At 67.1% G+C, this 12,265-nt stretch carries 10 protein-coding genes and 2 pseudogenes; 4 read left to right on the top strand and 8 right to left on the bottom strand.

Going from position 1 to position 12,265, the window contains the following annotated elements; all coding sequences use genetic code 11:
• The 3 genes from AC27IQ_RS12735 to AC27IQ_RS12725 form a co-directional block, all read left to right on the top strand.
• A partial coding sequence (locus AC27IQ_RS12735; RefSeq protein WP_487089677.1) for an MFS transporter occupies positions 1-1,014 on the top strand: 1,014 nt, incomplete at its 5' end.
• Between the two features lie 518 nt (positions 1,015-1,532).
• Complete coding sequence (locus AC27IQ_RS12730; RefSeq protein ID WP_487089676.1) at positions 1,533-2,012, top strand: hypothetical protein; 480 nt, start codon at positions 1,533-1,535, stop codon at positions 2,010-2,012.
• Positions 1,996-2,382 (top strand): hypothetical protein, encoded by a 387-nt coding sequence (locus tag AC27IQ_RS12725; RefSeq protein WP_487089675.1) that lies wholly within the window; start codon positions 1,996-1,998, stop codon positions 2,380-2,382. The genes AC27IQ_RS12730 and AC27IQ_RS12725 overlap by 17 nt, the downstream gene beginning before the upstream one ends.
• Positions 2,383-2,436: 54 nt before the next feature.
• Here AC27IQ_RS12725 and AC27IQ_RS12720 read toward each other — a convergent pair whose 3' ends face one another.
• The 8 genes and pseudogenes from AC27IQ_RS12720 to AC27IQ_RS12685 form a co-directional block, all read right to left on the bottom strand.
• Positions 2,437-3,300 (bottom strand): LOG family protein, encoded by an 864-nt coding sequence (locus tag AC27IQ_RS12720; protein WP_284428669.1) that lies wholly within the window; start codon positions 3,298-3,300, stop codon positions 2,437-2,439.
• Positions 3,301-3,349: 49 nt separating this feature from the next.
• Positions 3,350-3,730 carry a fluoride efflux transporter CrcB gene (gene crcB, locus AC27IQ_RS12715; protein WP_284427133.1) on the bottom strand — a complete coding sequence of 127 codons (381 nt, stop codon included), beginning with the start codon at positions 3,728-3,730 and terminating at the stop codon, positions 3,350-3,352.
• Between the two features lie 96 nt (positions 3,731-3,826).
• Positions 3,827-5,140, bottom strand: coding sequence for a TRAP transporter large permease (locus tag AC27IQ_RS12710; protein ID WP_284427132.1), 1,314 nt, complete (start codon positions 5,138-5,140; stop codon positions 3,827-3,829).
• 56 nt (positions 5,141-5,196) lie between these two features.
• On the bottom strand, positions 5,197-5,730 hold the full coding sequence (locus AC27IQ_RS12705) for a TRAP transporter small permease (protein ID WP_272568849.1): 534 nt from the start codon (positions 5,728-5,730) through the stop codon (positions 5,197-5,199).
• Entirely contained in the window at positions 5,730-6,740 is a 1,011-nt protein-coding gene (locus tag AC27IQ_RS12700; protein WP_317357665.1) for a TRAP transporter substrate-binding protein, read from the bottom strand. The genes AC27IQ_RS12705 and AC27IQ_RS12700 overlap by 1 nt, the downstream gene beginning before the upstream one ends.
• 306 nt (positions 6,741-7,046) lie before the next feature.
• Positions 7,047-8,830: pseudogene (locus AC27IQ_RS12695) on the bottom strand (M14 family metallopeptidase).
• A gap of 57 nt (positions 8,831-8,887) precedes the next feature.
• Positions 8,888-9,571, bottom strand: a complete 684-nt coding sequence (locus AC27IQ_RS12690; RefSeq protein ID WP_487089674.1) for a hypothetical protein — start codon at positions 9,569-9,571, stop codon at positions 8,888-8,890.
• Entirely contained in the window at positions 9,568-10,125 is a 558-nt protein-coding gene (locus AC27IQ_RS12685; protein WP_272568865.1) for a pesticin C-terminus-like muramidase, read from the bottom strand. Before AC27IQ_RS12685 ends, AC27IQ_RS12690 begins: the two co-directional genes overlap by 4 nt.
• Positions 10,126-10,335: 210 nt before the next feature.
• Here AC27IQ_RS12685 and AC27IQ_RS12680 point away from each other — a divergent pair.
• A pseudogene (locus AC27IQ_RS12680) lies at positions 10,336-12,265 on the top strand (hydantoinase/oxoprolinase family protein); the annotation flags it as partial.

The following is a 12,265-nucleotide window of genomic DNA, read 5'->3' as shown; positions in this document are numbered from 1 at the left end:
CTGCCGGCGGGCCGCTATGCCGACCGCCATGGCCTCAAGCGCCCGGTCGGCTATGCCGTGGTCGTGGCGGTGGTCGGGGCGGCCGGGGCGCTGGTGTGGCCGGCGTTTCCCATGCTGTGCCTGGCCGCGCTCATGACGGGCGGCGCCACGGGGGCCGCCACCATTGCCCTGCAGCGCCATGTGGGGCGCGCGGCGCACGACTCCACGCAGCTGCGCCAGGTGTTCAGCTGGCTGGCGATCGGCCCGGCCGTGTCCAACTTCGTCGGGCCGTTCTGCGCCGGGATGCTCATCGACCATGCCGGTCCCACGGCCGGCAGCACCGAGGGCTACCGCGCCGCCTTCGCGCTGATGGCCGTGCTGCCCATCGCCACCTGGTTCTGGGTGAGGGCCACCGTGGAACTGCCGCCCGTGATCGCGGCGGCCGGCGGCGTGCGCCCCCGGGCCTGGGACCTGCTGGCCGAGCCCGGCTTTCGCCGCCTGCTCATCGTGAACTGGCTGCTGTCGTCGTGCTGGGACGTGCACACCTTCGTGGTGCCGCTCCTGGGCCACGAGCGGGGCCTGTCGGCGTCGGTGATCGGCACCATCCTGGGTGCGTTCGCCATTGCGGCGGCCGTGATCCGCGTGCTCATGCCCCTGGTGGCAGCCCACCTGCGCGAGGCGGTCGTGGTCACCTGGGCGATGGTCACCACGGCGGTGCTGTTCGCGGTGTACCCCTTGCTGCCCAACCCGTGGGCACTGGGCCTGTGTTCGGTGCTGCTGGGCTTCGCGCTGGGATCGGTGCAGCCGAGGATCATGAGCATGCTGCACCAGATCACGCCATCGCATCGCCACGGCGAGGCGCTCGGCCTGCGGCTGATGGCCATCAATGGTTCGAGCGTGCTGATGCCGGTGCTGTTCGGATCGGCAGGGGCGCTGATCGGGGTGGCAGGGCTTTTCTGGGTCGTGGGGGCGGTGGTGGGCCTGGGGGGGCGTATAGCGTGGCGGATGGGGGATTCCGTTTCGGCGCATCACTGATTGCAAGAGGTTGAACGGTGCGCGCCCATCGCGCAGTGATTCGCCGGACGCTGACAATCTTCGTTAACCTACCGGGTGGGTTGGAGTGCTTTTGCCATAGTTTCTCAACGCAATACCCCGAGGAAACCATGGTTCGAGTCAAGTCTCGCAACGCCGATATACCGTCTTCAAGCCGCAGCTCTGACGAGAAAGCCAGTTCATCTAAAAAAGAGAGCAGTTCCGCGTCTCTCTCGCGTGATGGGCAACTCAAGGATCTGCCAAGTCGCAATGCTTCCAGCCGCGCTGGCCAGTCAACATCTGCTCCCCGCGGACGTCTTCCTTCCGGCGCTTCGCAGGCGCCAGACCGCGCAACCCCTGCGTCTTCCTTGCTTGGGAGAGCCGCTGAGGTGGCAGGCGGAGCGCTGCATCTCTCGTGGAAAACTTATGTGGGGGTGGCCGCAGTGGCTGCCGGATACGGGGTTTTCAAGCAAGCCGGCACTGCGCAACCCAAGCCGTCAGGCCCCGGCCCATTGGTCGACATGCCGACATTACATCAAGCGAAAGCTGAGGTCATGGACCGGCACGCGGCCTTCATCCCGGCTGATAGTGTGTGCCATGCGGTCGAACCCCAGGTGACTTCGAATTTGCCGAATGGCTATCGTGGCCTAGTCAGACGCCACAAGTCTGAGCCAACGAGTTTGTCGGTCAGGGAAGGACTGACACGCGATGTCGGCATCCACACGGCCCGCCATGAATTCCTGCATTGCTTCAGCCATCCGAATTTCGTGAAGGGGCTGGCGGGTAGCCCTCATCAGAATTCCATTGACGAGGCGTTGACAGAGTATTTCGCCGATCAGTTTCCAGATCATCCCAACACGATGACGGTCGCCGATCTGCCGCTGTCCAACGGAAAAACCGGAGTGGCGGCAGCGGCTGAACTGGAACGCGCTGTCGGTAAAAAAAACGCTACAGCGCGCCTATTTCCAAGGCGAGCCTCGTGCCATGGCCAAGGTCGTTGACGCCCTCGTGGATATCTTTCCCAAAGAAACGACACCGATGGCCTGGATCAGCATCATGCGGTTCGATCAGCAACCTGCCAAGCAAGCGTTGGCGGAGTGTTTCATTGGCGCAGCGCTTCTGTACACCGACCGCATGCCCGAGGAAAAAGAACGATTGGTCGTTCCGGGTCATTTTCTGCCACTGAGACATTTTGCAGATATCACTCCATCGCAGGCAGCCTCCCTCAGACAGCAGGCTGAGGCGGCCCAAGCGCGGCATGGGCGCATCTTCGATCAGGCCTTTTGTAATTTCGAGCCAGCCCGGCAACGTGCCGCGATGGACAAGATCGCTCAGGAACTGCAAGCCCAGTGGCGGCCGGTTTTGGCCTGACGCAGGACCCGTCCGTGCATTCGACAGCGAGGTTGCGTCGGGCCTGAACTGCCATCAAAGCTTGTAGAACGCCTTGATGATGTTCCAGGCTTCCTGCGGGTCGTCCGTGTAGTGGAACAGGTTCAGGTCGGCGGCGGAGATGGTGCCTTGCTCCACCAGCGCATCGAAGTTGACCAGCTTCTTCCAGAAGTCGGTGCCGAACAGCACGATGGGTACCGGCTTGGCCTTGCCGGTCTGCACAAGGGTGAGCACTTCGAACAATTCGTCCAGCGTGCCGAAGCCGCCGGGGAATGCCACCAGGGCCTTGGCGCGCATCATGAAGTGCATCTTGCGCAGCGCGAAGTAGTGGAACTTGTAGCTCAGCGAGGGCGAGATGAAGCGGTTGCCGCTTTGCTCGTGGGGCAGGGCGATGTTCAGGCCCACGTTGAGCGCGCCGACGTCGTGCGCGCCGCGGTTGGCGGCCTCCATGATGCCCGGCCCGCCGCCGGTGCACACGTAGATGCGGTCCGCCGGCTGCTGCTGTTCGCTGTGCTCGGCCACCACGCGCGCGAACTGGCGCGCCAGGTCGTAGTAGCGGGCGTTGCGCACGGCGAGTCTGGCGCGTGCGATGCGGCTGTCGTCACCGCTCGCCTCGGCATCGGCCAATTGCTGCTCGGCTTCGTCGGGGGCGATGAAGCGCGCGCTGCCGTACACCACCACGGTGTTCTCGATGCCCTGTGCGGTCTGGCCCAGATCGGGCTTGAGCATTTCGAGCTGGAAGCGGATGCCGCGCGTTTCGCGCCGCAGCAGGAATTCGGGGTCCGCGAACGCCAGCCGGTAGGCATCGGCGTGCAGCGGGTTGCCGTTCACGGCGTGGTTGTTCAATTCGGCCCAGGCATTGGCCAGGCGGCTGTCGTTGAGTTCGGTATTGGAATCCATGGGGTGAGATTGTGGGGGCAAAAAAGAAGGGCCCGTTGCCGGGCGTCGGTCAGCGGGCCGCCCACCACAGGGCCGTGCGCATGCCGGCCCAGGTGAGGGTGAAGGAGCCGCCCACGTGCAAAAGCAGCGTGGCCAGCGCGATGCCATAGCGCTGCTGCAGCAGCATGGTGACGACTTCGGCAGAGAAGCTGGAGAAGGTGGTCAGGGTACCGAGAAAGCCGGTGATGATGAGCAGCCGCCAGGCCGGGTCGATGTCCGGCCGCTGGGTGAACACGGCGATGGCGATGCCAATCAGGTAGCCGCCGATGAGGTTCACCGCCAGCGTGCCCCAGGGCAGCAGGCCGCCGGGGTTGAGCCACAGGGCGAAGCCCCAGCGCAGCAGGGCGCCCAGGCAGGCGGCCAGGCAGATGACGGCGACGTTGAGCAGCATGCCGCAAAGTATCGCAAAAACCCGGGGCCTCGCCGCCGAGGCGCTCATCTTCCTCCCGTGGAGTGGCGGCGGCCAGCGGCCCCAGGGCGGCGGCGCCTAGCCGCCGTCCTTGCCCATCACCAGGTCCGGCAGCACGGTGACGATCTGCGGAAAAACCGTGATGATCGCGATGCACACCACCAGGCACAGGAAGAACGGAATGGCCGCGCGTGCGATCGTGTTGCTGTCCTTGCCGGTCATGTTCTGCAGCACGAAGAGGTTGAAGCCCACGGGCGGCGTGACCTCGGCGATCTCCACCAGCAGCACGATGAAGATGCCGAACCAGATCAGGTCGAAGCCGGCCTTCTGGATCATGGGCAGCACCACCGCGCTGGTGAGCACGATCATGCTGATGCCGTCCAGCGCCGTGCCCAGCACGAGGTAGACGATCGTCAGCACGCCGATCAGCGCGAAGGGCGAGAGGTTCATCGCATTGACCCACTCGGCCAGCTCGCGCGGAATGCCGGTGAAGGCCATGGTCTTGGTCAGGAAGGCCGCGCCGGCCAGGATGAACATGATCATGCAGCTGGTGCGCGTGGTGCTCATCAGCCCTTCGGTGAAGTTCTTCCACGTGAGCGAGCGGCTCCACAGCGCCAGCCCCAGCGAGCCGGCCACGCCATAGGCGGCGCACTCGGTGGCGGTGGCGTAGCCGGCCACCAGCACCCACACGATGAAGACGATCAGGACCGCCACCGGAATCAGGTTGCCGGACTGCCGGATCTTCTGGCGGAAGGTCGTCGGTGCATCGGCCGGCGGCACCTTGTCGGGGTTGCGCAGGCTCCACCAGCCGATGTAGCCCGAAAACAGCAGCATCAGCAGCAGGCCCGGCAGGAAGCCCGCCAGGAAGATGCGGATGATGGAGGCATCTGCCGCCACCGCATACACCACCATGGTGATGGATGGCGGAATGAGAATGCCCAGCGTGCCTGCCGTGGCGAGCGAGCCCAGCGCCAGGCGCTCGTCGTAGCCGCGCTTGAGCAGCTCGGGCAGGGCCACCTTGCTGATGGTGGCGCAGGTGGCGGCGGACGAGCCCGACACCGATCCGAAAATGCCGCACCCCAGGATGGTGGTGTGCATCAGCCGGCCCGGCACCCGGTTGAGCCAGGGCCGCAGGCCCTCGAACATCTCTTCGCTCAGCTTGGTGCGAAACAGGATCTCGCCCATCCAGATGAAGAGCGGCAGCGCCGCCAGCTCCCAGCTGGCATTGCTTTCCCAGAAGGCCGAGAACAAATTCTTGCCCGGCTGCGTGTTCGTGAAGAACGCCTGTCCGACCCAGCCGCAGATCGCCAGCGTCATCGCGATCCAGACGCCGCCCGAGAGCAGCACGATCATCAGCAGCAGCAAGATGCCGCCCACCATCAGAATGTCCATGGCATTGTTCTTTCGGGCCGGCCGGGCCGCAGCGAGGGTTCAGGTCGGGTGGAGGGTCAGATGTCGGAAGAGAAATCGCCGCGCGCATGCCGGTCCTCGACTTCGCGCACGAAGGTGGGCACGCCGCCGCGCAGGACGATGATGAATTCATCGACCACCGCGACGAACAGCAGCACCGAACCCAGTGCGAAGCTCATCTGGGGAATCCACATCGGCAGCGGCAGCAGGCCCTGGGCCACATCGTTGAACTCCCAGCTTTCGTAGGTGAAGAGGCACGCCGACCAGGCCAGGTAAGCCACTGCCACCGAGCCGATGGCCAGCGAGACGATCTCGAACTGCCGGCGCCGGGGCGGCGAGAGCTTTTCCAGCAGCAGCGTGACCCGCACGAAGTCGCCGTGCTTGAAGGCATGCGCCATGGCGAAGAACGCCGCGGCGGCGCAGAACCACGCCACCACGTCGTTCAGCGCCCCGGTGCGCACCCCGACCTCGCGCAGCACGCTCTGCGCGATCATCAGCACGCAGATCAGGGCCACGAAGGTGGCGCCCAGGGCGCCCGCGCCCAGGTACAGGCGGTCCAGGAAGCGGCGCATCACTTGGCTGCCACGGGAGCCGGCTTGCGGTAGGCGGCGATGATGGCCTCGCCATCGGGGCCGGCCTTCTTGAGCCAGTCGGCCAGCATGATGTCACCGACCTGGCGCAGGTCGGCCACCAGCTTCGGCGGGGGCGGGAGGATCTTCATGCCCTTGTCGGTCAGGGCCTTCTTGTACCACTCGTTCTTTTCTGCGCTGACCTTCCAGCCGCGGGCCTCGGCCGCTGCGGCGCTCTTGAGCAGTTCGTACTGCGTGGGCTTGTCGAGCGCGTCGAAGGCCTTCTTGCTCACGATCACCGCGTTCTTGGGCAGCCAGGCCTGGGTGTCGTAGAAGTACTTGATGCTCTCGTAGAGCTTGCTGTCGTAGCCGGTGGAACCGGAGGTCATCATCGATTCGACCGCGCCGGTGGCCGTGGCCTGCGACAGCTCAGCCGCCTGGATGGTGACGGGCTGCGCGCCGATCAGCTCGGCGATCTTGGCCGTGGCGGGGCTGTAGGCGCGCCATTTGATGCCCCGCAGATTGGCCACCGAGGTGATTTCCCGCTTGGAGTAGATGCCCTGCGGAGGCCAGGCCACGGTGTACAGCAGCCGCAGGCCCTGCGCATTGAGCAGTTTTTCGAGCACAGGCTTTTGCGCTTCGTACAGCCGCTTGGAATCGGCGTACGAGGTGGCCAGGAACGGAATGCCGTCCACGCCGAAGATGGGGTTCTCGTTCTCGAAGTTGGGCAGCAGGATCTCGCCGGCCGGCGCCTGCCCGCCCTGCACGGCGCGCTTGATCTCGTTGGCCTTGAACAGCGATGCATTGGCATGCACCGTGATCTTGAGCTTGCCGCCCGTGGCGGTGTCCACGTCCTTGGCAAACTCCATCAGGTTCTCGGTGTGGAAGTTGGTGGCGGGATAGGCGGCGGCCAGGTCCCATTTGGTCTGCGCGAACGCGGTGGGGGCACACAGTCCGCAACCCAGGGCGCCGGCAAGGGCCCATGCGGACAGAGGGAGAGCGCTACGCTTCATCGATGAACTCCACAGTGGTAGTGAGACAGGGAAACGAAAGACCGCATTCAATGTAACCGCGTGTTTGCGGCAACACCCTCAGGTGTTTACCTGAACAAAGCGCATGGCAAAGGCCCGGACCGGGCCCATCGCCAGTGCGGTTCGGTATGCACAGACCGTGCCAGAGAAGGGGGCTGCCAACCCCCCTGTTTTCATGCCGCTGGGCGCTTGCGGCAAGCGACGCGATGGCCTTCAGCGCCGGGCGTGCACCACGCCACGCACCGCCGAAGGGAACAAGGCCCGCTCCCCCCATCCACCCAAGCGCAATCAGCCGCGCTCGGAAAGAATGGCCTGCCAAGCGTCCACCGCCGCCAGCACGGCGGCCTTTTGCACGCCGTGCGCGAAGCGGAAGGCATCGCCCGACACCGTCTCGTCGGGGAATTCGGTGATGAGCGTGACCGGCGCACCGCGCGGGTTCTCGGACTGCGTGCAGGCCGTGCCATGGATCACCTCGAACGGCAACGCCCCCGCATGGTGCTCATACAGCGCCATCTGGCGGGCGTTGTACTCGGGCAGGCCGGGAACGGCCTGCAGCGCCGCGGCCACCTGCTCCAGCAGCGCACGGCCTTCGGCCTGCCAGCCCGGGTGGTGGCGCAGGATCAGAAAGAACCCCTTGGGCACCGTCCACAGGCCGAAGCCTCGTGGCACGTAGCCGGACAGCGGCCGGGTCCACTCGTGCGCGGGGTAGCCGTGCAGGTTGATGTGCAATTGCGCGCCGGAAAGGGCCAGTGCCTGTTCGCGGGCTTCGCGTTCGTACAGCGGCGCCGTCTCGCGGTATTCGATGTCGTCGCCCAGCGCGCTGTAGCGCGCGGCATGCTGCATGTGGTGGGCGTGGTGCGCGCCCAGTTCGCGGTGCAGCGCATAGCCGTCGGGGTTCTCCAGCGCGATGAGGGCGAAGTGCGCGCCGGGCCGCGCATGCAGCGCCTCGGCCGCGCGCAGGGCCCCCACGACGCCGGAGGTTTCGTTGGCGTGCTGGCCGCCGCTCAGCAGGATCGGGGCCTCGGTGCCGGTGCGGTACAGGCCCAGCACCTCGCGCCCCTGGCGGCTGCGCGCGGAAAAGCGCTGGCCGCCCAGCCGCGCCATCGCTTGTGCGATGCGCTCGGGCGGCGGAGCCTGGCCCATGTCGTCCAGGGCCTGTCCGGCCGTGGTGTCCGCCCAGGCGCCCGCGTCCTGTGCGGCCACGTCGAAGGCGCGCAGCGCGATGCGCAGGCGTGGCGGGCCGTCGTGTTGGCGGATGTCGGGCACGATCTGCCCGGGCTGCAGCCGGCGGTCGCCCGCAGGGCGGCCGGAGTGCTGCTGAAAGAACTCGAGCAGCGAAAAATACAGGTCTTCGTGCAGGGCCTCGTGCAGGCTCATGCATTCGTGCGGCGTGGACAGCGGCTGCTCGAAGCCCGGCAGGTCGACGCGGATGTCCAGCCGTTCGAAATAGGGCTCCTGCGCGGGCCAGGCATGCTCCCGCAGCGTGCGCATGGCGTGCGCGAAGAGGTCTTCGAAATCGGTGGATTCGGCCGCATCCTGGTTGCTGTCCGGCGCACCGGACGCGTCCACGCGCAGCCAGCCCGTGGGCGACAGCAGCGGGTCCGGGCTGGTGGGGTCTTCGTGCACCCGGTTGGGTGCGAAGACCCGATCGACCGTTTCGCGGCCATCGCGAAAGCGCAGCGCCACGCCGTAGTGCAGGTCGTCGCCCCCGGGTTGGAACCGCAGGTCGCACCCGGCCAGGAGGTCGGCCAGCGGATAGGCCTCCAGCAGAAAACGCCCGGGCGAGCCGGTGGCCGGCACTGGGTAGCGCACCGTGGCGGCGGCCAGCTGGGCGGTATCGACCTCTTCCAGAAAGTAGTGCACCAGGGGCTTGTAGGCACTGCGAAACCGCGCCACCACGCCCACCGCCGCAAGGCGTTGCTCGGCCGCGCGCCGTGCGGCCACGCCCTCGAACAGCCAGCCTTCGATGCGGGCGCGCGAGACACGGGTTGGCCGAAACGCTCCACCCAGGCGGACAGGGTGCGGGGAAAGGTCTGGTCCAGCAAGGGACGGTGGGGGACGAAAGAGGCCATGCGATTCGGTACCTGCGGCGCCCCGGTGACGGGGCTAAAGGAAAGGACCGCCCATTGTCATCGGGGCGATGCCGCCGCGGTGTACAGGCCGGACGCCGCACGGGGTGGATGCACGACGATGTTGCTGTACCCGCGGTAGGTGCCGTTCTTGAGCTCGTCCGTCACCCAGACGATCCATTCGGGCGGGTGGCCCCTGCCGTGGTCGATGGTGCCCACGACCTCCAGGCGGAAGAACTGCTCCGGGGTTTCCACCTGGACGGCGCTGCCTTCGGACTGGTGCGTGCCGGGCAGCAGCGCCCGGAGCGTGTGCTTCTTGCCATCGGCGCGATTGCGCAGCGACGAGGGGAACGACCGCAGGTCCAGTTTTTCGTACAGGGTTTTGCCCTGCTTGCCGGAGGCGGCGGCCTTCTGCGCGACGAAGGGCTTGCCGGTGATCACGCGGATGCTGTCGCACAGCCGGTATTCGCTGCGGATCTCGAAGTTGCGGGTCGACTCGACCGGCTGGCTCTTCGGCAGCAGGTCCGAATATTCGAGGCAGTTCTTGGCCGAAGCGCCATTGTCGAACGCGAGCGGCGTGCGCTCTGCCGTGAGCGAGGCCTTGAGGTTCTGCAGCGCCGAGAGCAGTTCCGGGTTGGTGACATGCACCACACCGACCGCGTGGTCGGCGCCAGGGTTGGCAGGTGCAGCATGCAGGGCGGCGCAAGCCATCGCGGCGCTGGCCAGGGCGATCCATCGTTTCATTTGACTTTCTCCAGCAGGGCGGCTTCCTTGCCGCGGCGGGTGGGATACACATCCCCGAAGTTCTTGAGCAGCTTGACCGCTTCGGTCCAGTCCTGTTCGGTGACGGCCTTCCAGAACTTCGGCGTGGCGGCATCCAGGTTGACGCCGTACTGGAACGACACCGACGCGATGACGGTCTGCGCTTCCGCCGGCAGGTCGATGAAGTTCTTCTTGGCGGCCGTGGCCGAATCGTATTTGAGCTTCACGCTCGCGATGTGGCTGGCCTTGGTGGCCTTGTCGATGGATTCGGCCTCGGCGGCAGTGATCGTCAGCGGGGTCTTCTCGATCAGCGTCTTGGCGTCGGTGCCCTTGGTGCCGAGGTAGGGTTTGAGCTTGGTGACCAGGCCGCTGGCCAGGCCCAGGTTCTTCAGATCGCTCTCGGAGCGCTGGCCCAGGTCGAACCCGGTCGCGATGGTCACGCCGCTCTTGCTCACGTTGGCCGCCGGCACGTAGCCGGTGGTCAGCGAGCCGCCCTCCAGGGCGCTCAGGAAGGCATAGTCGATTTGTTCTGGCATGTCTGGTGGATGAAGGGGATCGGTGGCTGCCGCACTCGTTGGAATGGGCTGGTTCGTTGAGGGGGCAAGCGGGCCGCAGCGGCGTGCCGCGGGCCGAAGATATCATCGAAAAAGGTCGGCAGATCGTGGATGCTCTCCTGTCTCGCAGGTGGTGCCTGCGTCAATGTTGTCCAACCATTTCATTCGTAACAGGCTGAGGAAAGCATCGACATGGCAACGCAACTGTGGCAGTTCTGGGTGGACCGTGGCGGCACCTTCACCGACGTGGTGGGCCGCCGGCCCGACGGCACCCTGGTCACGCACAAGCTGCTGTCCGAAAACCCCGGGCACTATCGCGATGCCGCGGTGGCCGGCATCCGCCATCTGCTGGGCCTGCAGCCCGGCGCGCCCGTGTCGCCCACGCAGGTGGAGTGCGTGAAGATGGGCACCACCGTGGCCACCAACGCGCTGCTGGAGCGCAAGGGAGAGCCCACGCTGCTGGTGACCACGCGGGGCTTTCGCGATGCGCTGCGCATCGCCTACCAGAACCGCCCCCGACTGTTCGAGCGCCGCATCGTGCTGCCCGAGCTGCTGTACAGCCGCGTGATCGAGGCGCAGGAGCGCGTGGGGGCCCATGGCGAGGTCGAGCAGGCGCTGGACGTGGCCCACCTGCGCGAGCGCCTGTGGGCCGCCCACGACGCGGGCCTGCGCAGCGTGGCCATCGTGTTCATGCATGGCTACCGCTACACCGCGCACGAGCAGGCGGCGGCGCGGCTCGCGCGCGAGGCGGGCTTCACGCAGGTGAGCACCTCGCACGGCACCAGCCCGCTGATGAAGTTCGTGAGCCGGGGCGACACCACGGTGGTGGATGCCTACCTGTCGCCCATCCTGCGCCGCTACGTGGAGCAGGTGGCCGCCGAGATGCCGGGCGTGCCGCTGTACTTCATGCAGTCGTCGGGCGGGCTCACCGATGCGCACCGTTTCCAGGGCAAGGACGCGATCCTCTCCGGCCCGGCCGGCGGGATCGTGGGGATGGCGCGCACGGCGGAGCTGGCCTTCGCGGGCGAGGCAGGCGGCGCAGGAGGTGCCGGCGGGGCCGCGGGCCCGGGGGATTCGGTGCGCGTGATCGGTTTCGACATGGGCGGCACCTCCACCGACGTGAGCCACTACGCGGGCGAGTTCGAGCGCGAGTTCGAAACCCAGGTGGCGGGCGTGCGCATGCGCGCGCCGATGATGAGCATCCACACCGTGGCCGCCGGTGGCGGTTCGCTGCTGGAATACGACGGCGCGCGCTTTCGCGTGGGCCCGCAGAGCGCGGGCGCCAACCCGGGGCCGGCCAGCTACCGCCGGGGCGGGCCGCTGGCCGTGACCGATGCCAACGTGATGGTCGGCAAGATCCAGCCCGCGCACTTTCCGCACGTGTTCGGCCACGGCGGCAACGAGCCGCTCGATGCGGACGTGGTGCAGGCCCGCTTTGCTGACCTCGCGGCGCAGGCCGGCCGCCCCGCGCACGACGTGGCCCACGGCTTCATCCAGATCGCGGTGCAGCAGATGGCCAATGCCATCAAGAAGATCTCGGTCGCACGGGGCTACGACGTCACGCGCTACACCCTGCAGTGCTTCGGCGGCGCGGGCGGGCAGCATGCCTGCCTGGTGGCCGATGCGCTGGGCATGCAGCGCGTGTTCGTGCACCCGCTGGCCGGCGTGCTGTCGGCCTACGGCATGGGCCTGGCCGACCAGAACCTGATCCGCGAGCAGGCGGTGGAAGCGCGCCTGTCGCCCGAGGCCCTGGGCGGCATCGCCCACACGCTGGATGCGCTGGCCGAGGCGGCCCGGGCGAGATGGCACAGCAGCAGCAAGGCGGTGCGCCGGTGTCGGTGCGCCGCCGGGTGCATGTGCGGTACGAGGGCTCGGACGCGGCGCTGGTCGTGCCCGTCGGCGAGGTGCCGGAGGTGGCGGCCATCACGGCGGGTTTCGAGGCCGCCTACCGCCAGCGCTTCGCCTTTCTCATGCGGGGCCGGGCGTTGATCGTGGAGGCGGTCTCGGTCGAGGCGGTGGTGGCCGGCGACGCGCCGGTCGAGCCGATGCAGGCCCTGCAACCGCCGCGCGAGGCGCCGCGCCGTGGCACCGTGCGCATGTACACCGTGGGGCGTGGACGGCG

The organism is Acidovorax sp. KPB24-07, from assembly GCF_057543315.1.
This window is presented reverse-complemented; position numbering and strand designations above follow the sequence as displayed.

Coding starts and splice junctions, on each gene's coding strand:
- AC27IQ_RS12730 (WP_487089676.1), top strand. CDS start 1,533: ATGCCGACATTACATCAAGCGAAAGCTGAGGTCATGGACCGGCACGCG.
- AC27IQ_RS12725 (WP_487089675.1), top strand. CDS start 1,996: ATGGCCAAGGTCGTTGACGCCCTCGTGGATATCTTTCCCAAAGAAACG.
- AC27IQ_RS12720 (WP_284428669.1), bottom strand. CDS start 3,300: ATGGATTCCAATACCGAACTCAACGACAGCCGCCTGGCCAATGCCTGG.
- crcB (WP_284427133.1), bottom strand. CDS start 3,730: ATGCTGCTCAACGTCGCCGTCATCTGCCTGGCCGCCTGCCTGGGCGCC.
- AC27IQ_RS12710 (WP_284427132.1), bottom strand. CDS start 5,140: ATGGACATTCTGATGGTGGGCGGCATCTTGCTGCTGCTGATGATCGTG.
- AC27IQ_RS12705 (WP_272568849.1), bottom strand. CDS start 5,730: ATGCGCCGCTTCCTGGACCGCCTGTACCTGGGCGCGGGCGCCCTGGGC.
- AC27IQ_RS12700 (WP_317357665.1), bottom strand. CDS start 6,740: ATGAAGCGTAGCGCTCTCCCTCTGTCCGCATGGGCCCTTGCCGGCGCC.
- AC27IQ_RS12690 (WP_487089674.1), bottom strand. CDS start 9,571: ATGAAACGATGGATCGCCCTGGCCAGCGCCGCGATGGCTTGCGCCGCC.
- AC27IQ_RS12685 (WP_272568865.1), bottom strand. CDS start 10,125: ATGCCAGAACAAATCGACTATGCCTTCCTGAGCGCCCTGGAGGGCGGC.